The sequence below is a fragment of the Caproicibacterium sp. NSD3 genome (assembly GCF_053613275.1).
Genome location: NZ_CM132119.1, coordinates 950,641 through 971,988, shown reverse-complemented (window position 1 = coordinate 971,988; position 21,348 = coordinate 950,641). Strand labels below are relative to the sequence as shown.

The 21,348-nt window shown below is 44.4% G+C and carries 20 protein-coding genes and 1 pseudogene; 6 read left to right on the top strand and 15 right to left on the bottom strand.

All coding sequences use genetic code 11. The features are described 5' to 3' along the window. Nucleotides 1–9 precede the first annotated feature (9 nt). The 11 genes and pseudogenes from yunB to ACVS9P_RS04740 all read right to left on the bottom strand — a co-directional run bounded on the left by yunB (nt 10) and on the right by ACVS9P_RS04740 (nt 9,176). The gene (yunB, locus tag ACVS9P_RS04790; protein WP_452104491.1) at nt 10–639 is read right to left on the bottom strand and encodes a sporulation protein YunB; all 630 of its coding nucleotides are present in this window, start codon (nt 637–639) and stop codon (nt 10–12) included. 139 nt (nt 640–778) lie between these two features. Next, nucleotides 779–1,909 carry a 30S ribosomal protein S1 gene (rpsA, locus tag ACVS9P_RS04785; RefSeq protein ID WP_452104670.1) on the bottom strand — a complete coding sequence of 377 codons (1,131 nt, stop codon included), beginning with the start codon at nt 1,907–1,909 and terminating at the stop codon, nt 779–781. Between the two features lie 57 nt (nt 1,910–1,966). Then, a pseudogene (ispH, locus tag ACVS9P_RS04780) lies at nt 1,967–2,742 on the bottom strand (4-hydroxy-3-methylbut-2-enyl diphosphate reductase); the annotation flags it as partial. Beyond that, the gene (locus tag ACVS9P_RS04775; protein ID WP_452104490.1) at nt 2,739–3,338 is read right to left on the bottom strand and encodes a lysophospholipid acyltransferase family protein; all 600 of its coding nucleotides are present in this window, start codon (nt 3,336–3,338) and stop codon (nt 2,739–2,741) included. The gene ACVS9P_RS04775 and the pseudogene ispH, both read right to left, overlap by 4 nt. A 46-nt stretch (nt 3,339–3,384) precedes the next feature. After that, entirely contained in the window at nt 3,385–4,011 is a 627-nt protein-coding gene (locus tag ACVS9P_RS04770) for a lysophospholipid acyltransferase family protein (RefSeq protein WP_452104489.1), read from the bottom strand. A 17-nt stretch (nt 4,012–4,028) separates the two neighbouring features. Then, complete coding sequence (gene cmk / locus ACVS9P_RS04765) at nt 4,029–4,700, bottom strand: (d)CMP kinase (RefSeq protein WP_452104488.1); 672 nt, start codon at nt 4,698–4,700, stop codon at nt 4,029–4,031. A 96-nt stretch (nt 4,701–4,796) separates the two neighbouring features. Continuing rightward, nucleotides 4,797–6,071, bottom strand: coding sequence for an NAD(P)/FAD-dependent oxidoreductase (locus ACVS9P_RS04760; protein ID WP_452104487.1), 1,275 nt, complete (start codon nt 6,069–6,071; stop codon nt 4,797–4,799). Then, nucleotides 6,046–6,939 (bottom strand): MurR/RpiR family transcriptional regulator, encoded by an 894-nt coding sequence (locus tag ACVS9P_RS04755; RefSeq protein ID WP_452104486.1) that lies wholly within the window; start codon nt 6,937–6,939, stop codon nt 6,046–6,048. The genes ACVS9P_RS04760 and ACVS9P_RS04755 overlap by 26 nt, the downstream gene beginning before the upstream one ends. Nucleotides 6,940–7,090: 151 nt before the next feature. Further along, on the bottom strand, nt 7,091–7,627 hold the full coding sequence (locus tag ACVS9P_RS04750; RefSeq protein ID WP_452104485.1) for a hypothetical protein: 537 nt from the start codon (nt 7,625–7,627) through the stop codon (nt 7,091–7,093). 20 nt (nt 7,628–7,647) lie between these two features. Further along, nucleotides 7,648–8,301 carry a J domain-containing protein gene (locus tag ACVS9P_RS04745; RefSeq protein ID WP_452104484.1) on the bottom strand — a complete coding sequence of 218 codons (654 nt, stop codon included), beginning with the start codon at nt 8,299–8,301 and terminating at the stop codon, nt 7,648–7,650. Beyond that, nucleotides 8,298–9,176 (bottom strand): DUF5685 family protein, encoded by an 879-nt coding sequence (locus tag ACVS9P_RS04740; RefSeq protein WP_452104483.1) that lies wholly within the window; start codon nt 9,174–9,176, stop codon nt 8,298–8,300. Before ACVS9P_RS04740 ends, ACVS9P_RS04745 begins: the two co-directional genes overlap by 4 nt. A gap of 258 nt (nt 9,177–9,434) precedes the next feature. Between ACVS9P_RS04740 and ACVS9P_RS04735 the strand changes: the two genes are divergently transcribed. Further along, nucleotides 9,435–9,680, top strand: coding sequence for a hypothetical protein (locus tag ACVS9P_RS04735; protein ID WP_452104482.1), 246 nt, complete (start codon nt 9,435–9,437; stop codon nt 9,678–9,680). 68 nt (nt 9,681–9,748) lie between these two features. Here the strand turns inward: ACVS9P_RS04735 and uvrA are convergent, their stop codons facing one another. Both uvrA and uvrB read right to left on the bottom strand, forming a co-directional pair. Beyond that, the gene (gene uvrA, locus ACVS9P_RS04730) at nt 9,749–12,577 is read right to left on the bottom strand and encodes an excinuclease ABC subunit UvrA (RefSeq protein WP_452104669.1); all 2,829 of its coding nucleotides are present in this window, start codon (nt 12,575–12,577) and stop codon (nt 9,749–9,751) included. Nucleotides 12,578–12,606: 29 nt separating this feature from the next. After that, nucleotides 12,607–14,568: an excinuclease ABC subunit UvrB gene (gene uvrB / locus ACVS9P_RS04725; protein ID WP_452104481.1), complete on the bottom strand. Its 1,962-nt coding sequence runs from the start codon at nt 14,566–14,568 to the stop codon at nt 12,607–12,609. A 281-nt stretch (nt 14,569–14,849) separates the two neighbouring features. On the opposite strand from uvrB, the gene ACVS9P_RS04720 reads away from it, so the two are divergent. The 3 genes from ACVS9P_RS04720 to ACVS9P_RS04710 all read left to right on the top strand — a co-directional run bounded on the left by ACVS9P_RS04720 (nt 14,850) and on the right by ACVS9P_RS04710 (nt 18,484). After that, nucleotides 14,850–15,260 carry an RrF2 family transcriptional regulator gene (locus ACVS9P_RS04720; protein WP_452104480.1) on the top strand — a complete coding sequence of 137 codons (411 nt, stop codon included), beginning with the start codon at nt 14,850–14,852 and terminating at the stop codon, nt 15,258–15,260. A gap of 72 nt (nt 15,261–15,332) precedes the next feature. Beyond that, nucleotides 15,333–17,243 (top strand): acyl-CoA dehydrogenase family protein, encoded by a 1,911-nt coding sequence (locus ACVS9P_RS04715; RefSeq protein WP_452104479.1) that lies wholly within the window; start codon nt 15,333–15,335, stop codon nt 17,241–17,243. 20 nt (nt 17,244–17,263) lie between these two features. Further along, the gene (locus ACVS9P_RS04710; protein WP_452104478.1) at nt 17,264–18,484 is read left to right on the top strand and encodes an FprA family A-type flavoprotein; all 1,221 of its coding nucleotides are present in this window, start codon (nt 17,264–17,266) and stop codon (nt 18,482–18,484) included. Nucleotides 18,485–18,601: 117 nt separating this feature from the next. Here the strand turns inward: ACVS9P_RS04710 and ACVS9P_RS04705 are convergent, their stop codons facing one another. Further along, complete coding sequence (locus ACVS9P_RS04705) at nt 18,602–18,862, bottom strand: AbrB/MazE/SpoVT family DNA-binding domain-containing protein (RefSeq protein ID WP_180340977.1); 261 nt, start codon at nt 18,860–18,862, stop codon at nt 18,602–18,604. A gap of 152 nt (nt 18,863–19,014) precedes the next feature. On the opposite strand from ACVS9P_RS04705, the gene ACVS9P_RS04700 reads away from it, so the two are divergent. Together ACVS9P_RS04700 and ACVS9P_RS04695 are read left to right on the top strand one after the other, a co-directional pair. Then, nucleotides 19,015–19,605, top strand: coding sequence for a nucleoside recognition domain-containing protein (locus tag ACVS9P_RS04700; RefSeq protein WP_452104477.1), 591 nt, complete (start codon nt 19,015–19,017; stop codon nt 19,603–19,605). Continuing rightward, the gene (locus tag ACVS9P_RS04695) at nt 19,598–20,128 is read left to right on the top strand and encodes a spore maturation protein (protein WP_452104476.1); all 531 of its coding nucleotides are present in this window, start codon (nt 19,598–19,600) and stop codon (nt 20,126–20,128) included. The genes ACVS9P_RS04700 and ACVS9P_RS04695 overlap by 8 nt, the downstream gene beginning before the upstream one ends. On the opposite strand, the gene ACVS9P_RS04690 is transcribed toward ACVS9P_RS04695, so the two are convergent. Next, complete coding sequence (locus tag ACVS9P_RS04690) at nt 20,121–21,203, bottom strand: M24 family metallopeptidase (RefSeq protein WP_452104475.1); 1,083 nt, start codon at nt 21,201–21,203, stop codon at nt 20,121–20,123. The two genes, ACVS9P_RS04695 and ACVS9P_RS04690, sit on opposite strands and share 8 nt — an antisense overlap. Nucleotides 21,204–21,348 lie beyond the last annotated feature (145 nt).

The window sequence follows — 21,348 nt, the reverse complement described above, 5'->3', positions numbered from 1 at the left end:
TCCGTCATTTTATTTTCCACTTGCCATAAATACCGGCACTTCGCCTACAATGACAGTTTCCGCTACAGGAACATCTGTAGAAAAGTCAGTGGTAGAATCCACTCCCGGCAGATAAGCATATAATTGCGCATTTAATTCCAGATCAATTTGTTGACGCGTCTGGTTTACTCCCGCGTCTTCAAAAACATTATGAAATTCTGCCGTAACGTTTCCGCTCAGCGTAACCCGCAAAGGAATCCCCGGCCCACGCCCGTGGAATAATACTCCACCGAGTAATGTTCCTAGAGGAACCGTTAGGTCTTCGTTGCCCTGACTAGTGAGTGTATCTTGGACCGTTTCAACCAAATGAGACTTTAGTTCGTTCATCTTTACGACGTTACTGCTAATGGAAAGCACTTTTCCATTAGTATCCCGCTGAATTACCGCAAAATCACTATAGGAAACACCACTGCTCTCAAGTTCTTTCTGAACAGCGACACTAACCATCTGAGCAGCATAGCGTTTTGCTTCCAGGGAGGCCAAATCGCGCATCAAAGGCTTTAGTTTAAACTCCAACGCAATGATGATTCCTACAACAGCCACTATAGCTAGTAATCCTCTCCACGGAATACGGCAGTTCCTATATCTCCACCTTCGCACAGATGATTCCCCCTTTTGCTTCTATCTTCTATATTAGCAAAAAGAGGAATTTGTGTGAAAGAAAAAGGAAATTTTTAAAAAAGGGCGCAAAGGACCATTTCCGGCCTCTTCACGCCCTTTTAAAAATTCTTAAAAAATCTTATTCTTCGCTCTGTTCTTTCTCTTGGTTCTCTTCCAAGAGTTTACGCATGGAAAGGCTTACACGATGACGATCAAAATCGATATCCGTAATTTCTGCATTGACCTCTTCGCCCATCTGCAGAACATCCTGTGGCTTTTCAATCCGATGATCGGCGATCTGGGAAATATGGATCAAGCCGTCAATGCCGGGAATAATCCGCGCAAAAGCACCAAAAGAGGTCATTCCAACAATCGTAGCCTTTACAACAGTGCCAACCGGATAATCCTTCTTCAGGATCTCCCACGGGTTGTCCTCTGGCCGTTTGTATCCAAGAGAAATCTTGCCCTTTTCACGGTCGAGTCCCTTGATGTACACCTTAACGGTATCACCGATATTTACAATCTCACTCGGGTGCTTAATGCGAGTCCAAGAGAGCTCAGAAATGTGAATCATTCCATCAACGCCGCCCAAATCCACAAATGCGCCGTAGCTTGTCAGGGATTTCACTGTACCGGTATATTCCTTGCCTTCTTCAGCAGTCTCCCAGAACTTTTCAGCCTGTGCTTTGCGCTCATCTTTCCAAACGGAACGAATGGAACCGACTGCACGGCGACGGCCGCGGTTTACTTCGATAATGCGGAAATGGACTTCCTTCTTCAGCAAATCCTCCAAAGGATCATTGCGGGAAGGAGTCGCCTGAGAAGCCGGGATAAATACCCGAACGCCGTTAGTAACAGCGATCACGCCGCCCTTGATCACGTTTGTGACTGTTCCGGTAAGAATTTCTTCATTCTCTTCAGCAGCAGCAACTGTCTCCCAACCTTTTGCAGCATCGAGGCGTTTCTTGGAAAGCATAATTGTGCCTTCCTGATCATTTGTACGCATGATCAGAAGATCCATCTCGTCGCCTATTTTGACTAAATCTTCCGGTTTTGCATTCGGGTCAGCAGACAATTCCGAAGCTGAGATAAAGCCAGCCTGCTTACGACCAACATCTACATAAACTTCTGTAGGGGTAATTCCGACAACAACTCCGTGTACCTTCTCATCTGTATTTAAACTCTTCAGAGACTCTTCAAGCATCTCCTCAAAGCTGTCCTCGGCGGAATCGGTGTTCTGGTTCTGCACATCCTCATTGATTTCTGACATGGTAACTAGTACCTCCTTTATGATACTTGCCGGCGTGGAAGCACCAGCAGTAATACCTAAATCATGTACCCCTCTCAAGGCACTAAGCGGAAGCTCTTCCGTACTCTGCGCAAAATAAGTCGGCGCAAATTGCCTGCATACTTCAAAAAGCTTCGCTGTATTAGAACTCTGCTTCCCCCAAGAACCAGCATAGCATCACTCTTTTGTGCCAGCTGAGCAGCCTCTTTTTGACGGGCAGCAGTTGCATTACATATTGTATCAAAAATTCGAGCGTTTGTATATACCCTTTTCAGGATTTTTAAGCATTTTTCCCATTCTGACAACTGAAAGGTGGTCTGAGCTACAACAGAAATAGTAGAATCGCACAAAATTTCTCGACGATCAATAAAATCCGTCAATTCCTGCGCATTCAAAAAGACATTACACTGCCCGCTGCAGTGTCCAACAATCCCCTGCACCTCCGGATGGTTGGCATCTCCGAATAGAAAAAGAATTCGTCCTTTTCGACTTTCTTCTCCTGCAATTTCCTGAATTTTAGAAACAAAAGGGCATGTGGCATCTACACAATGAACCGGCAAGTGCATGATCTGTTCTTTTACTGCTTTGGAAACACCGTGAGACCGAATCACCAGTGTGCTCCCTTCTGGCGCTTCTTCCGGCTTTTCCACCTCGATAACTCCCATTTTCCGCAGTTGGGAAAGCGTCTGAGGATTATGAATAATCGGGCCCAATGTGCAAACCTGATTTTTTTCCTGCAAAAGCTGTTTTACTAAGTTGACCGCACGGTTAACCCCAAAACAAAATCCTGCCGTTTTTGCAACCGTTACTCTCAATTTTCTTCCCCCAATAACCCATTAATAGCCTGCGCCAAAGTAATACTGCCTGCCCTTAATTTTTTATGGTCATATTCCGCGCCCCGAAAAAACTTTTCTGAAAGTGGTTTCCCAATTCTGACTGTAATTCGACTAAAAAGTTTGAGAGGCCCTCGGCAAAAAATACTCATTGGAAGAATCGGCACATTCGTACACGAAGACAGCAAGACAGCGCCGGATTTAGGCGAAAACGGACGATTGTCGCGAATCACATATCCCTGCGGAAAGATTCCTACAATTCCACCGTCTAAAAGAACTTGTTCTGCTGTTTGCAGGCTTTTACGATCTGCCGTTTCTCTTCGAACTGGAAAAGCACCAAGGCTCTGCAGAATCCATGCTGCCAATTTACCATGCTGTGTAAAAAGTTCTTCTTTTGCCATAAAACGAATTTGCCGCTGAAAAGGAGCCGCTACCAACAAGGGATCTATCAAACTCCGATGATTGCAGCAAACGATAAAAGCCCCCTTCTTTGGGATATGCTCTTCCCCTTTCCAGCAAATCCTATAAAAAAGGCGGCTGATTCCTTTTAAAATTTTTTTTGCAACCGTATACAGCAAAAACGTTCCTCCCAAAACGAAGCATTCTAAAGAATTATGTAAACTTTTATGAGAATCTTTTCAAAGTTTCTTCCCGCATTTTGAGGATTTTTTCCCATACCAAATGATTAGCGGCACGATATTCACTGCCGCTTCCTTTTGTGATCTGAAGCTCCTGCGGTTTAATCGGAGCCCCAAAGACAACTTCTGCTCTGTGAAACAATTTAATGGGGCCACCACCATGCATCACAATACAGCAGGGCACAATCGGAACCTGATATTTATGAGCCAACATCACCGCTCCGGCTTTTGGTTGGCCGGGTAACCCATCTTTACTGCGATGACCTTCCGGAAAAATCCCGAGAAGATGTCCTTCCCGGATCAGCCTTGCAGATTCATTGATGGCCTTCAGATCGCCTCTTCCGCGCTGAACCGGGTAAGCACCAAGTCCCCGCAGAATCATCGCAAACGGTTTAAAACGAAAAAGTTCCGCTTTGGACATATAATAAATCTGCCGTTTTAAAGAAAATCCCAGCCGAAACACATCTGTAAGTCCCAGATGATTACAGCAAATAATAGCCGCTCCAGCTTTTGGAACTTTCTCCATTCCCTGTGCATGAAACGGGCAAAAGGGACGAATAAACCACCGTGCGATCTTTTGTACAAAAATGTAGATCGGAGTCCGCTTTTCCAAACCCATATGCTCCTTTCTTACAGGTTAAAATGTTTTTTAATAATGTTGGAAAGCATCTGTACCGATTCCTCCAACGTATTTCCTGTTGTATCAAAATACTGTGCATCTGAAGCAGGCTTCAAAGGTGCCACCTTACGATGAGAATCCTGATAATCCCGGCGCTTAATGTCCTCGAGAACCGTTTCAAAAGAATCCTCGATCCCCTTTTCCTGAAGCTGCGCGTGACGCCGCTGTGCTCGTTCCTCTGCTGAAGCAGTCAAATAAATTTTCAGTTGTGCATTAGGGAGAACAACAGTGCCGATATCTCTTCCATCCATAATCACATCGTTTTGTTTTGCCATCTCCTGCTGCAAATTCAGCAAAAAGTCACGTACTCCCGGGATTGCAGAAACATCGGAGGCCGCCATACTAACTTGTGGCTCACGGATCTCCTCCGAAACATCTTCTCCGTTTAAAAGCACTCTTTGTCCCTCTTTTGAAAAGCGAAGAGAAAGCTTGATTTCTGAAAGTAGCGGTAAAACTTTTTCTGCTTCTTTAGGATTGATTCCCTTTCTAAGCATATAAAGCCCAATTGCACGGTACATAGCGCCGGTATCCACATAAACAAATCCAAACTGTCTGGAAATTTCTTTTGCAATCGAACTTTTCCCAGCACCAGCAGGGCCGTCAATGGCAATGTTGATTTTCATAGAGCGATCCTCTTTCCTAAAATCTACGGAAATTCCTTCCAATCTGTCAATTAGAATTCCCGACTTTTTAAATTTTACTACAATGAAACAAATTTTTCAAAAGGATTTTTGATTTTGCACATTCTGCGCAACGCTCTGTGCTGCAAGGCGTCCGGTACAAAAAGCAATCTGCAAATTAAAACCGCCTGTATAGCCATCTACGTCTAAAAGTTCTCCTGCAAAGTACAATCCATGAATTTTCTTCGATTCCATTGTTTTAGGGTCAACTTCCTTTACCTTTACGCCGCCGGAAGTAACGATTGCTTCTTCAATCGGCCGAAATCCAGTAACCGTAAACGAAAGCTGCTTTAAAAGCCGCACAAGAGACAATCTCTGCTCTCTTGTAATCTCTGCGCACTTAGTTGATTCCAAAATTCCGGAGCGGCGCACGACTACCGGAATCATCAGCCGCGGCAGCAAGTCTGAAAGTCCATTTACGAAATCACGCGCATGATATTTCGTAAAATCACGTTGTAAGCGCGCATCGAGTTTTTCAAAAGATAATGCCGGCTTCAAATCAATATCTGCCCGGTAACGGCCGGATTCCATCTCTTTTAAATGCGCGCTGCCACTAAGCACCACCGGCCCAGAAAGCCCAAAATGGGTAAATAACAGTTCTCCGAAATCCTCACAAACCGTTTTCTTTTTCTTCGTATCATAAAGCTGAAAGCCAATATTACGCAGAGAAAGCCCCATCATCTCCCGGCAGTCTTGCTCCTTACAGCAAAGCGGCACCAAAGAAGGGCGCGGTGGGATAACGGTATGGCCAGCCTGCTGTGCCAAAAGATAGCCGTCTCCAGTAGAACCGGTAACGGGATAGCTTTTTCCACCGCAACAAAGGATAACCTGTGAAGCTAAAATCGTTTCTTCGTCCGAAAGTATAACTCCTTTGACGGACTCATCTTCCAGAAGGAGCTTTTTAACTTCTCCCTGTATTACTTCGACCCCACAATCCCGGTTCCAATGAACCAATGCATCAACAATGTCCTTCGCTCGATCTGACTGCGGAAACACGCGGTTTCCGCGCTCTGTCTTCAGCGGCACTCCCAACGATTCGAAAAATTTCATCACATCAGAAGGTGAAAAGTGGGACAGAGCTCCAAAAAGGAACCGCCCGTTCGTGGGAACATTTGCAATGACTTCCTGAGAAGTGCAGTCATTTGTCACATTACAGCGTCCTTTTCCTGTAATGGAAAGCTTCCATCCCAACCGATTTGTTTTCTCGATTAGACAGACTTTAAGCCCAAGATGGGCGGCGGTGCCAGCAGCCATCAGACCGGAAGCACCCCCGCCCACTACAATCAAATCACTCTTTTTTATTGTCTTTATCATTTTCTGCTTCGTCAACTTTTTCGTAAACTCCATATTCGTCCCAAATATTTTCTAAATTTTGAAAAACTTTTGTCACACGGCCTTCCATTTTGAGAGCCAATGCAACAAGCAATGAATTAATCAGGCTCAGCGGTGCAACCAGAGAATCCACGATTGCCGAAATATCGCTTCGAGCAAGCAATCTATAATCTGCAAATTCCGCAATCGGTGACAAAAGCGAATCTGTGATTGCAATCACTTTTGCACCGCGGTCGTGTGCAAAACGCATTGCCTTAGATGCTTTTTTACTGTAACGCGGAAATGAAAGTCCAATCATCACATCATCTTTTGTCATATAGATCATCTGCTCAAAAATCTCCGCCTCACTGGTTGCCTGAATACACTGGACACTATCAAACAGCATTCCCAAATAATAAGAAAGGAAAGTTGCCAAGGCGACACTGCTGCGCGCTCCTAAGATATAAATTTTTTTTGCTCCAATGATCGCATCAACCGCTTCATAAAAATCCTTATGAGAGGTTGCCTCCATTGTACGGCGTATCACATCCATATCCTGAGCCAGCATTACATCGAGAATATCATTTTTCCCGATTCTTTCCTTTGTCACTTCAATTCGCTGTACGCTGGTCAGCTTCGATCGGATCATCTCCTGCATTGCGCGCTGCAATTCAGGGTATCCATCATACCCCAGTTCCGTCGCAAAACGTACCACTGTGGATTCGCTGACTCCTACCGTCGAACCAAGCTTGGAAGCTGTCATAAATGCTACTTTATCATAATGTTCTTCTATATATTTAGCAATTAATCTTTGACCTTTTGAAAAATGCGGCATCTGATCCTGAATTCGGATCGACAGATGTGTGTTCATCAAATCAACTCCTTGTTCCAAGTTTACTTTTTTTTTGGAAAAATAGCAATCGTTTTTTTCAAAATTTGCAGGGTCCACTTAAAAAATTGCAAAATTTTCTTCGATACATAGAAAAAAGTCCCACACGGGACTTTTTTTATAAAGCATCGGTCTATTTTGCACGGAGCCATTTGGAAATCATAGAATGAAATCGCACAACATACGCGCCAACCAATCCGGAAAGTGCATAATCATAAATAACAAAAACGACATTGCCTGCAAGAAGCAGCCAAAGCGGCATGCCAGGAATAATTTCAAAACTTTCTTCCGGAATTCCCAAAAAATAAATACTGATAAAATAGGCAACGATCATAGAAGCATTAAAAACACCAAATTTTAAAATCCATTGCTCCCATTTTGGCCCATGGCGCTCAAATATCGCCTTTATGATTGGGTAGTATCCAAAAAAGAGAATATAAAGAAAAACAGCTTCTTTATCCGGTCCTAATAAAAGCCCCAGAATTCCCGTTGCTAAAAAAACAGGCCACGCCCATTTGGCCCCCAGTTCCACAACAATCGGCATTAAAAGCGCACCGGAAAGTGCAGGCAACGCATAAGTCGCAATTGGGATCAATCCGGCAGCACACAAAAACGCGACTCCCAACGCGGTCAGCATACCGGAAAATGCGATCTGTACCGAACGATTCAAAGGAAGATCCCCCTTCAAAATTATCGGAAACCAATGCAGGGACAAAGATTTCCGCCCATACACTCACAGCACATATCCGCTGCCATCAGATCGCCGCATGCACCGCAACCGGTAAATCCGCCGCCCGTTGTCATATTGGGATTATATCCACCGTACATTCCGCTGCGTTGATTCATAATTTGATTCATCGCTGTACGATACTCCATATTCTGTGGATCCATCTGAACAGCACGGTTAAAATGATTGGTAGCTTCGTCCAGCCACCCTCGTTTATAAAGGACAGTTCCCTTTAAAAAATACCATTCTGCGTTACGGTTTTCTCCTGGGACACCATCCAAAATTTGCTCTGCATCGGAAATTCGTCCACTCATAATATAGCTGCGCACGTCTCCAAAGCTGGAATTCTGTGCACCACCGTAACCATAAGTGCCGCCATAGCCATAAGTACCACCATAACCGCCTGTCTGCTGCCCAGAGCCACGATTTTTACGCTGCGCCTGAACTGCATCGTATGCTTCATTGATCTCTTTCATTTTTTCGCTGGCAAGGTCTGCAATTGGGCTTCCGGCATAATTATCAGGATGATATTTTTTAGCCAGATTGTGATAGGCGGTTTTAATTTCTTCGTCCGTTGCCGAAGGAGAAACGCCAAGCACCTGATAGGGGTCCGTCATTCTTTTTCCTCCTTACGAAATAACAGTTCTTTTTGCGTTGCAGGTAATCCTTTTTCTATAATATTCTGCAAAATTGACTGAAAAGAAGTCCAATCCATCAGCGAAAATGCAGCAAGCAAACGTGAAAGTGTCAAATTTAAAGATGCATTCGCCTTTTGACGTATGGAATCAAATTCCTCTTTCCCGGCTTTCTGAGTCAGCCCGGATTCTCTGATGAGACAGTTAAAGCTACCTGATTCCAAATCTTTTTCCAAATCGTCCGCTGCGTCCATAATATAAACCCAGCGTCCCAGAAAATATCCAAATTCATACAGTGTTCTTGAAAGCGGAGAAGAACTTTCTCCCCCTTCATGCTGCAAAATTTTCCCAAGCATCTGCGCTGTTGGAGACGCACAGGCATCCATCTTTTGCCCTTCCGTCTCCACCTGATTCTGTGCCGTCATTGTCTCTGTAACGATCTTGTCCATCCAAGGAAAATCGGCTTTCGCACGTTTCTGCGCTCTGCGGGACAGCGGCAAAAGCAATCGCGCACGAATTTTTCCTTTTCCACGATCCCGCAGGTCATCCTCCAACTTAAAGCAAGTCATCAAAACGCTTAGAGCTGCCGCTTGGTGAAACGACTCTTCGGCATTTTGACAAAAACTGCATTTTTTCAGTGGATTGACCACACAATGCCCAGCCCCATAACAAGGCTTTTCTTTTCTCAAAGACATCAAAACCATCGTATAAAAAGTACAGTCATAACTTAGCGTTAACCGGGAAAGCCAGCCATAATAACGGCCAAGATTTTTGCATAACCCACAGTATATCCCGCGATAGCTTTCCCATTCCCGGACTAAAAGTTCAGGCTTAAACGGTCTGATATAACCAAACAACGGCACCCATCCTTACTCTTTACTAATAAAGATTAACTTATTGTACAATAAATCACCCAACGATTTGTTGAACAATGTGTTAATTTTGTCCGATTTTTGTAATCTTTTGCGGATCTACAAAAATGTTTCACAATCCAGTCTGCAAGATTTTAGACAAATTTTATAAAATTTGTTGTTGATAGTTTCACATTCCTATGGTATGATAAATTTTGTAGAAACCAATAGTAGATATTCACTTTATGATAGGAGGGATTTTCGATGAAACTTTATGATATCGACATCGGAGATTTTATGCATTTGTTGGATCGTGCCAAAGGCGATGTGATTCTTGAAACAGATGACGGAAATAAGCTGAACCTTAAAAGTAAGCTGTGTCAGCTGTATGGTGTAAAACAGCTTTTGGAAAGCGCCAAAAATGCAACCATTACCGCAGAAATCAAACTGACGAATCCCGAAGACCAGATTTTGTTCTTAAAATACCTGACGGATTCCACAACTCTTTGAGTTTTCAAAATCTCTGAATTCCCCGAAGCCCTATTTTCTTGGGTTTCGGGGAATTTTTTTGCAAAATTTTAGGTGTGCTCCAAAAGCTTGCGAAGATACTGTCCTGTATAAGACTGTTTCACCGCTGCAATCTGCTCCGGCGTTCCTTTTGCAATGACCGTTCCGCCGCCGTCGCCGCCTTCCGGGCCAAGATCGATCACATAATCTGCTGTTTTGATCAAATCCAGATTGTGTTCAATGACAACTACGGTATTCCCTCCGTCCACCAATCTCTGAAGGACTTCGATCAGCTGATGCACATCAGCAATATGCAGACCGGTAGTCGGTTCGTCCAAAATATAAATTGTTCTGCCGGTGCTTCTTTTAGAAAGCTCCGCTGCCAGTTTGACGCGCTGTGCTTCACCTCCTGAAAGTGTCGTTGCCGGTTGTCCAATCTTGATATATCCGAGTCCAACCTCCTGCAAAGTCTGCAGTCTTCTGGCAATTCGCGGAATTGCCCCGAAAAACTGTACGCCTTCTTCGACCGTCATTTCCAGTACATCATAAATATTTTTCCCTTTATACTGAATTTCCAACGTTTCGCGATTGTACCGCTTTCCGTGACAGGCATCACATGGGACATAGATATCCGGCAGAAAATGCATTTCAATTTTAATAATGCCGTCGCCTTCACATGCCTCGCAACGACCGCCCTTCACATTAAAAGAGAAACGGCTGGAAGAAAATCCACGCAGTTTTGCCTCTTGTGTGCTCGCAAACAGATTGCGGATATCCGTAAAGACGCCTGTATAGGTGGCTGGATTGGAACGTGGAGTCCTGCCGATAGGCGACTGATCGATCGCAATCACTTTATCCAGTGCGGAAAGCCCAGTGATTTTTTTGAATTGTCCCGGTCTTGATTTGGCCCCGTTTAACTCGCGCGCCAAATATTTGTATAAAATTTCGTTTATAAGAGAAGATTTCCCCGAACCGGAAACACCGGTCACACAAATAAACGTGCCCAATGGAAAGCTCACATCAACATTCTTTAGGTTGTTCTGCTCTGCTCCCTCGATTTTTAAGAAATTCCCATTCCCTTTTCTGCGTTCTTTCGGGACCTCCACTTTCTTCTTCCCACTCAGATACTGGCCGGTAATGGAAGCTTCACAATTTAGAATATCTTCCGGCTTGCCGTTAAAAACCACTTCTCCGCCATGAATTCCGGCACCGGGACCAATATCCACCAGATGATCAGCGGCACGCATGGTATCTTCATCATGTTCTACAACAATCACGGTATTTCCCTGATCCCGCAGATGCTTTAATGTAGCAAGAAGTTTATCATTATCGCGCTGGTGCAGTCCGATACTGGGCTCATCCAGAATATAAAGAACTCCCATCAAAGAGGAACCAATCTGCGTCGCAAGCCGGATTCTCTGGCTTTCTCCTCCGGAAAGTGTCCCGGAACCGCGGCTGAGCGTCAGGTATTCGAGGCCAACACTCTTTAAAAATCCAAGTCTTGAAAAAATCTCTTTTAAAATCGGCTTTGCAATCATGGCATCTCGGCCTTCCAGATGCAGCCCATAAAAGAAGTCCAATGCCTTGTTGATGGAAAGATCGCAAAGCTGTGAAATATTCAGCCCGCCTACCGTAACCGCCAGACTCATCGGGGACAAGCGCTGTCCATGACAGGCATCGCACGGAATTGCGCTCATATAGGACTCGATTTCTTCCTTTACCCAGTTGCTGCTGGTCTCACGAAAACGGCGTTCCAGATTGTTGATAATTCCCTCAAAGGTCGTTAAATACTTCCCGGACCCATATTCATTTTTTCGAACGATCTGAATCTTTTCCCCATCTGTACCATAGAGCAGAATATGAATAATCTCCTCCGGCAAGTTTTTGATCGGCGTTTTCAGCGAAAAATGATAGTGTTTGGAAAGCGCTTCCATATACATGGAAGCAATCGTACTGCCCTCCATTGCCCAACCGCTGGCTTTTAAGCCTCCCTGTGCAATGGAAAGATTTTTATCCGGAATAATTCTTTCGGGATCAATTTTCATAAAGACGCCCAGCCCGGTACATTTTGGGCAGGCCCCAAACGGATTATTAAAGGAGAACATGCGAGGGGTGAGCTCATCGACACCCACTCCATGCTCCGGGCAAGCATAATTTAGAGAAAAAGCATGGTCTTCCCCATCGACCGGGCTGACAACGATCAAGCCCTGAGAAAGGCTTGATGCTGTCTCTAAAGAATCCGCCAAGCGGGAACGAATCGATGGCGTAACGACAAGCCGATCCACTACAATCTCGATCGTATGCTTTTTATTCTTTTCCAAATTGATTTCTTCCGAAAGATCATAGAGAATTCCGTCTATCCGCGCCCGAACAAATCCACTGCGGCGTGCAGCTTCTAATTCCTTGGTGTGTTCGCCCTTTCGTGCTTTTATAATCGGTGCCAAAATCTGAATTTTTGTCTTTTCCGGCATCGCAAGTACGCGGTCTACGACCTGATCGATGGTCTGCTGGCGGATCTCCCTGCCGCAGATCGGGCAATGCGGAACTCCGACTCTCGCATACAGAAGGCGCAGATAGTCATAGATTTCCGTCACGGTTCCGACTGTTGACCGCGGATTCTTGGAAGTTGTCTTCTGATCGATCGAAATTGCCGGCGAAAGCCCTTCGATGGAATCCACATCCGGTTTATCCATCTGCCCCAAAAACTGTCTTGCATAGGAAGAAAGCGACTCTACGTATCTTCTCTGACCTTCTGCATAAATGGTGTCAAAGGCCAGGCTGCTTTTGCCGCTTCCGGAAAGTCCCGTAAAAACGATCAATTTATCTCTGGGAATTTCCAGACTGATATTTTTAAGGTTGTGTTCTCTTGCTCCCCTGATAATGATATTTTTTGGCTCCATGAATCCGTTTCCTTTCTGTTTTGGAAAATTCATTTTCCCTCTTGCAGTTCTTTGATTTTATCTCTCAGAAACGCAGCATGTTCGAACTCCAATAATTTTGCAGCCGCCTTCATCTCACGAGAGAGCTGCTCAATCATTTGATGGCGCTCGATCGGAGACAAATACTTTTTCTTTTTCTTCTTATCTTCTTTATGGGTAGAAATTTCCAGAATTGCCGAAACTTTTTTCTGTATGGTTTTTGGGGTGATTCCATGTTCCTGATTATAAGCAACCTGTAACTTCCGGCGACGGTTCGTCTCCCGAATTGCCGCCTCCATGCTGCGTGTCACTGTATCCGCATACATGATCACCTTTCCGGAAACATTGCGCGCCGCACGGCCGCTTGTCTGAATCAAGCTTCGCTCGGAACGCAGAAAGCCTTCTTTATCTGCATCTAAGATTGCTACAAGGCTGACTTCGGGAATATCCAATCCCTCACGCAGAAGGTTGATTCCTACCAAAACATCGAACTCTCCCAAACGCAGATCCCGGATGATTTCCATCCGTTCCACCGTATCGATATCATGGTGCATATACCGCACCCGGATTCCCATCCCCTGCAGATAAGAGGTCAGATCCTCCGCCATCTTTTTGGTCAGAGTCGTCACCAGAACTCTTTCCTTTTTCTCCGCGCGCAGGTTGATCTCGCTGATCAAATCGTCAATCTGCCCATCGGTCGGCTTTACAAAGATTTCCGGATCAAGCAGCCCGGTCGGACGAATTACCTGCTCCACCACCTGAGATGCTTTCGAAAGTTCCCAATCTCCCGGCGTTGCACTGACAAAGACCGCCTGATTGACATGATGATAAAATTCATCAAAAGTCAGCGGACGGTTATCATAAGCGCTGGGCAGACGAAATCCGAAATCCACCAAAGATTTTTTCCGTGCCTGATCACCCGCATACATGCTGCGTACCTGCGGCAGTGTCACATGAGACTCGTCCACAAAAAGCAAAAAGTCTTCTGGAAAATAATCGAGCAGCGTACATGGCGCGCTTCCCGGCGCACGACCGGCCATCACTCGGGAATAGTTTTCAATCCCCTTACAGAAGCCGATTTCAGAAAGCATCTCCATATCATAAGTCGTGCGCTCTCTGATTCTCTGTGCCTCAATGAGCTTCCCATGTTCCTCAAAAAATTTAACTCGCTCTTCCATCTCATCATAAATGGAGGAAAGTGCCTTTTTCAGCTTTCCCTGGGGCACAATATAATGAGAAGCCGGATAGATGGCAACGTGCTTTACTTCATCTTTTAATTCTCCGGTAACTGGGTTGATCTCTGTAATCCTATCAATTTCATCGCCAAAGAATTCCACCCGAACCACCGTATCATCGGAATAGGAAGGCCAAATTTCTACAACGTCTCCCCGAACCCGAAATTTATTTCTGGAAAGAGCAACGTCGTTTCGCTCAAATTGAATTTCCACCAACTTCTTTAAAAGCTCGTCCCGGCTCTTTTCCATTCCCGGGCGGAGTGAAATCACCATGGTCCGGTAATCGATTGGGTCACCAAGAGAATAAATGCAGCTGACACTCGCAACAATAATGACATCTCTGCGCTCTGAAAGCGCACTGGTCGCCGAATGGCGCAGTTTATCAATTTCATCATTGATTGCCGAATCTTTTTCAATATAAGTATCCGTCTGCGCAATATATGCCTCCGGCTGATAATAATCATAATAGGAGACAAAATATTCCACTGAATTCTCGGGGAAAAATTCTCGAAATTCAGAACAAAGCTGGGCTGCCAGCGTTTTATTATGTGCCAAAACCAGTGTGGGACGATTCACTTTTTCAATCACATTTGCCATCGTAAAAGTCTTTCCCGAGCCGGTTACGCCGAGCAGTACCTGCTCACGGTCTCCCTCTTTTAGCCCCTGTACCAGTTTTTGAATCGCCTGCGGCTGATCACCAGTGGGCTGATATTTACTGTGTAATTTAAAACGATCCAATCCGGTGACCTCCACATTCCTATTTTTGATAAAAAGTCCTGATTGATGCTATTATTGTACCACAAAACCTCAATATGTAAATATGAAAAGGAATCTGCTGTTTTCCTTTATATGGCACGTCAATTTTTGGTAGTTTAATTTCATTTTTTGTCGCAATCTTTGTCTCTAATGAATAATTTTTTAAAAAAACAATTTCAAAAAATAGAATTTTTTCTAAAATTAAATCTTGACAAAAAATGTCCAGTTTGATAAAATGCAAATATGAAGAGGAGGTGGAACTTTTGCTGATTACAAAAGAAACAGACTACGCTCTGCGAATTTTGCGGGCATTAGCAAAAAGTGACCGACTAACCACTACGGAGTTGTCTACAAATGAACAGATCCCACAGAATTTTGCCTATAAAATTCTGAAGAAGCTTCAAAAGGCAGGATTTGTTGAAATTGCGCGTGGAACCGGAGGCGGATGTGCTTTAACTTCTGATCTCAACAGTATTACTCTATATCAGCTGATCAATGCAATGGAGCAATCTGCATTTTTAACTGCCTGCACCAAGCCCGGCCAGCATTGCTCATGGCAGGAATCCCATGACGATCAGATATGTCATGCACACATTCAGCTCTTAAAAATTCAGAAAACACTGGATCAAGAACTAAAGTCCCATACACTCCAGACTGTTTTATTCGGTGACTAAGCATCCTCTCCCTTACTTCGGATCACGGAATCCCAAGGACAAAATTTGGAATTTGCAAAAGGAGGAAACAGTATGTTATTCAAAACCACACAGCAGCATGAGGAACTCCGAGCAAAAGTTCGGGCGTTTGCAGAAGAAAAAGTGAAGCCTTTAACCTTTTTGTTAGACAAAGAAAATGAGTTTCCAACGGAAGCAGTAACCGAGCTTGGAAAAATGGGATTGATGGGAATTCCTTATCCAAAAGAATGGGGCGGCATGGGGCTGGACGTTGTCAGCTATGCCATTGCGGTGGAAGAACTCGCCCGTATTGACGGCGGCACCGGCGTTATCCTATCCGCTCACACCTCATTGGGCACATGGCCGATCTCTGCTTTCGGAAATGAAGCACAAAAGAAAAAATATTTAATTCCGCTATGTAAAGGCGAAAAGCTTGGTGCTTTTGGTTTAACGGAACCGAATGCAGGTTCCGATGCCGGAGGAACAGAAACCACTGCTGTAGATAAAGGTGACTATTATCTATTGAACGGCGGCAAAATCTTTATTACCAACGCTCCAATCGCAGATACCTATGTCATATTCGCAATCACCACCCCCGATATCGGCACCCGCGGTATTTCTGCTTTCATTGTAGAAAAAGGTTGGAAAGGATTTGAATTCGGCGACCATTACGACAAAATGGGCATTCGCTCTTCCTCTACCGCTGAGCTGATTTTCAACGACGTAAAAGTGCCGAAAGAAAATCTGCTTGGAAAAGAAGGTCAAGGCTTTAAAATTGCGATGTCCACACTTGACGGCGGCCGCATTGGCATTGCCTCACAGGCACTTGGCATTGCGCAGGGAGCTTTTGATCAAGCAGTGGATTACGCAAAAGAACGTGTGCAATTTGGAAAGCCTATCGCTTTTCAGCAAGGAATTTCTTTTAAGATTGCCGATATGGCAACAAAACTGCGCTGTGCACGCTTTCTCGTTTACTCTGCAGCAGAACTGAAAGAAAGTCACGAACCATACGGGATGGAATCCGCCATGGCAAAACAATATGCTTCCGATATTGCACTCGAAGTTACAAATGATGCGCTCCAAATTTTCGGCGGCACCGGATACCTCAAAGGGATGGAAGTTGAGCGTATGTATCGGGATGCTAAAATCACTACCATTTACGAGGGCACCAATGAAATTCAGCGCGTCGTCATTGCATCCCATATTTTAGGCAAACCTCCGAAGCAGTCCGGCGAGACGGATCATCGTATAAAAAAGCCTACCCCTATCACCGGAATCCGTAAGAAGATGCTCTTCCGCGACGGGAATGCAAAAGATCAAGTAAATTCGCTTGTAGAAGCTTTAAAAAAAGATGGGTTCGACTTTACGGTCGGTATCCCAATCGATACTCCTATCGCAAAAGCTGAGCGTGTTGTTTCCGCAGGAAAAGGCATTGGCGATAAGAAAAACATGAAGCTGATCGAAAATCTGGCCAAAGCAGTTGGCGCAGCCGTTGGCTCTTCCCGTCCGGTCGCCGAAACACTCAAATACATTCCAATCAATCGCTACGTTGGAATGTCCGGCCAAAAATTTACCGGAAATCTATATATCGCATGTGGAATCTCCGGTGCAACTCAGCACCTCAAAGGAATTAAAGACGCTTCCATTATTGTAGCAATTAATAAAAACGGCAACGCCCCGATCTTTAAGAATTGTGATTACGGAATTGTCGGCGATGTCAATGAAATTCTGCCCCTCCTTACCGAAGCACTCGGCACCGAGGAAAAGAAGCCAGCTCCGCCCATGGTAAAAATGAAACGCCCGCAAATGCCAAAGCCGGAACCAATCGGTCCCCGCTACATATGTAACGGCTGCGGCTACGAGTACGTACCGGAATTGGGCGATCAAGACAGTGAAATCGCAGCCGGTACCCAATTTAAGGATTTGCCTGTGGATTGGGTCTGCCCCGAGTGCGCCGAGCCAAAAGATCAGTTTATTGAAGCATAAAATCGAAGGGAGGAAATTTCATGTATTGCGTTAGAAATGTAACGGAAGATTTATACTGGGTAGGAGCAAACGATCACCGCCTTGCTCTTTTTGAAAACGCATATCCAATTCCAAGAGGAGTTACCTATAATTCATACCTTTTGCTGGATGAAAAAACCGTGATGTTTGATACGGTCGACTGGTCTTACTGCCGTCAATTATTGGAAAATACACAGCATGTACTTGCCGGACGGCCGCTTGACTATCTTGTGATTAACCATCTGGAGCCGGATCACGCAGCTTCCATTAATGAAATCTTGCTGCGTTGGCCAAATATAACACTGATCAGCAACGAAAAAGCATTTATGCTTATGCGCCAGTTTGGATTTGAAATTGATTCACATCAAATCGTAGAAGTAAAAGAGGGAGATACTTTCAGTTTCGGCAAGCATACTGTTACCTTTGTATTTGCCCCTATGGTTCACTGGCCGGAAGTTATGGTCACATTTGATACGACAAATGGTGCATTATTCTCCGCAGATGCTTTTGGAACCTTTGGCGCACTGGACGGAAAACTTTTCGCGGATGAAGTTGACTTTGACCGTGACTGGCTGGATGACGCTCGCCGTTATTTAACAAATATTGTCGGAAAATACGGCCCGCATATTCAGCTGCTTTTAAAAAAGGCCGGTGGAATTCTCGATCAGATTAAGTATATTTGTCCACTGCACGGTCCAGTGTGGCGCAAAGATTTGATGTACTTTATTAAAAAATATGATATTTGGAGCCGATATGAGCCAGAGGTCAAAGGTGCTTTGATCGTTTATGCTTCCATGTATGGAAACACCGAATCTGTTGCCGAAGCACTTGCTGCAAAATTATGTGACAAAGGCATGACAAACATTGCCATGTATGATGTCTCGTCCACAAATGTTTCTCAGCTGATTTCTGAATCCTTTAAGTACAGCCATATTGTCTTAGCTTCTGTCACTTACAATCTCGGGATTTATCCTGCCATGCACAATTATCTGATGGATATGAAAGCGCTGAATGTCCAAAAGCGCACGGTTGCCATCATTGAAAATGGTTCTTGGGCTTGCAAGTCCGGCGATTTGATGCAAAAATTTCTCAATGAAGAAATGAAAGATATGACCGTGCTCAACGAACGTGTCACAATGGCTTCTTCTCTGCATGAAGATAAAGAGATTGAACTTGACGCTCTCGTAGATTCCATTCTCGACTCTATGAAAGAAACGAATTAATTTTCCTGAAAGCATTTTAAAAGCATTCAAAATAAAAAAAGCAGCCTACAGGCTATTCCTGTAAGCTGCTTTTTTATGTTGCTTTAATCAATTTTGTTTTAAAAAAAGCGATTGGAGTTAATCATCCTCATTCATATACTTAGACATTTTCTGCATGCAATCTCGACATACATTGTGTCCTTTAAATGTGCGAATGTTTTCCATACTGTTGCAGAAAATGCACGCTGGCTGATATTTGCGGAGAATGATTTCGCCTCTGTCTCCGACAAAAATCTCCAATGGATCCTTTTCTTTGATATCCAGTGCATTCCGCAGTTCTTTCGGCAATACAATACGGCCTAATTCATCCACTTTGCGCATGATACCGGTAGATTTCATTTTGCTCATCCTTCCTGATAATAATATGCTCCCATAATTCGTCACTATTGTAATACATTTTCCATAATAAGTCAATGTTTAATCGTTTTGGGAATGGAAAATTCAAAATTTATTCATATTTATATTCATATTTTTTATCTAAGGGGATGAAAATGATGCTAAATTGGATCTGGACCGGACTTTTATTTGTCAGTATTTTATGCGCCTGTTTAACCGGCAGAACAGAAGAACTGGCGAACGCTGTTCTCTCCGGCGCACAAAGCGCTGTAGAGCTTTGCTTTGCCACCATGGGGATGATGTGCTTTTGGACCGGTATGATGCATATCGCTGAAAAAGGCGGCTTAACACAGCTTCTTGCAAAAATTCTGCATCCTATTCTAAAACACCTTTTCCCCGATCTCAAACCAGGTTCCCGCGCCGCCGGTGCGATTTGTATGAATTTAACCGCAAATTTTCTGGGGCTCGGAAACGCTGCAACACCTCTCGGTATCTCAGCAATGAAAGAACTTAAAAAATGTGATCCACAATGCGGAGACGAAGCAAACCGCTCGATGGTTCTTTTCGTGGTGCTAAACACTGCTTCCCTTCAGCTGATTCCAACCTATATGGCAACGATTCGCGCAAAATACGGTGCTCAAAATCCATTTGATTTGCTTCCTGCGGTATGGATTACCTCGATCTGCGCTTTGTTAGTTGCCGTTTTATCTGCAAAGCTCTTTGAAAGGCGGAAAGTTCGTGGATAAACTTGGTTCATGGGCACTCCCCATCACCATTCTGCTGCTGCTGCTTTTTGGAATTTTTCGGAAAGTTCCGATTTTTGATACTTTTACAGAAGGCGCTAAGGAAGGGCTGAAAACTTCTTTTACAATTCTGCCAACTCTGGTTGGCCTGATGGCGGCCGTAACAATGTTCAAAGCTTCCGGGGCACTTGATCTGCTCTCCGGCGCATTAAAGCCGGTGACACAGTTCTTAGGCATTCCTGAATCTGTTACACCGCTGATTCTTATGAAACCAATTTCCGGCAGCGGCTCTACCGCAATCTTCACACAAATCCTAAAGCAACAGGGACCGGATTCTTTTTCCGGCAGAGTTGCCTCCGTATTAGCCTGCAGCACCGAAACTGCTTTTTACTGCGTATCTGTCTATTTTGGTGCAGTAGGTATCAAAAAAACAAAGCATACCATCCCAGCCGCCCTAATGGGAGACCTAACCGCATGCCTGATCGCTGGACTTGCAATCCGGTTTATTTTTAATGGCTCTACTTAATAATCTGGAGCTCTTTTGTATAATGGTTCAAAACTTCACAGCCGGTTTCGGTGACCAACACTAAATCTTCAATCCGCACGCCGAGACGATCTTTTAAATAGATCCCCGGTTCTACGCTAAAGACCATACCTGGCTCTGCAATCACTTTGCAGACGCTGGAATTATCCGGCGGCTCATGGCAGTCAATCCCCAATCCATGGCCTAAACGATGATTAAAATACGGACCGTATCCAGCATCTTCAACCACTTTTCGTGCCGTCAGATCGAATTCGCACATTGGTACTCCAGGTCGAATCACTGATTCGGCCTTTTCGTTTGCCTTCCGGACGATCTCATAAACCTTGCGGTGTTCCTCATCTGCTTCTTTAAAGAAAACAGTACGGGTCATATCGCACCAATAACGCTTAATTGGAATAAAAATATCGAAAATAACGGAATCTCCGCTCTTGATCACAGTCTCATTGGAAGCGTGATGCGGATCCGCACAATTTGCACCAAAACAGACCAGCTGTCCCTCCGGAGAACGGTCTGCTCCTCGCTCTGCAAAATTCTTTTCCACAATACTTTCAAGTTCCTGCTCACAAGCGCCCTCTCTAATTGCCGCAAGAGAAGCTTCCATCACAGCATCATTAATCTGAGAGGACCTGCGGAGAGCTTCAATCTCTTTCTGGTCTTTGCGCATTCTCGCAAAATCTACCGGCGCACTGCCTACAACCGGCTTGATATCAGGGCGCTGTTTTAAAAGACTGATCAAAAAACGGCTTGGCCATTCCTTATCAATTCCCAGTGTTCCGCCCTTCACGATCTTAACAACATCCCTTACAGGATCATCAATATCATTATGTGTAAAAAGCTGTGCATTTCCTCCTGGTGTAAATCCAAAAAGGTCATTCCCAAACAGCACACATTTTCCATCTTTGTCGATATAGAGCGCCAACATCCGCTCAAACGGTTCTACCCATAAACCGGTCAAATAATAAACCGAAGAGGTAGAAGTCACCAGAATCTGAGACAAGCCTTCCTGCTCCATATTATGTAAAACATTTTTGAGCCGTCCCTCATTGATCGTCACCACACTGAACCCTTCTCCCAAATAAATTTTCCAATTTAGTATAAACGCTTATGAAATATTTGTAAAGCTATAATATTTTCTGCGAAAATTGACAACCTTTTGCATCCGTTATATTCTTTTTACAGATAGAACGCTTTTGTTTCAATTT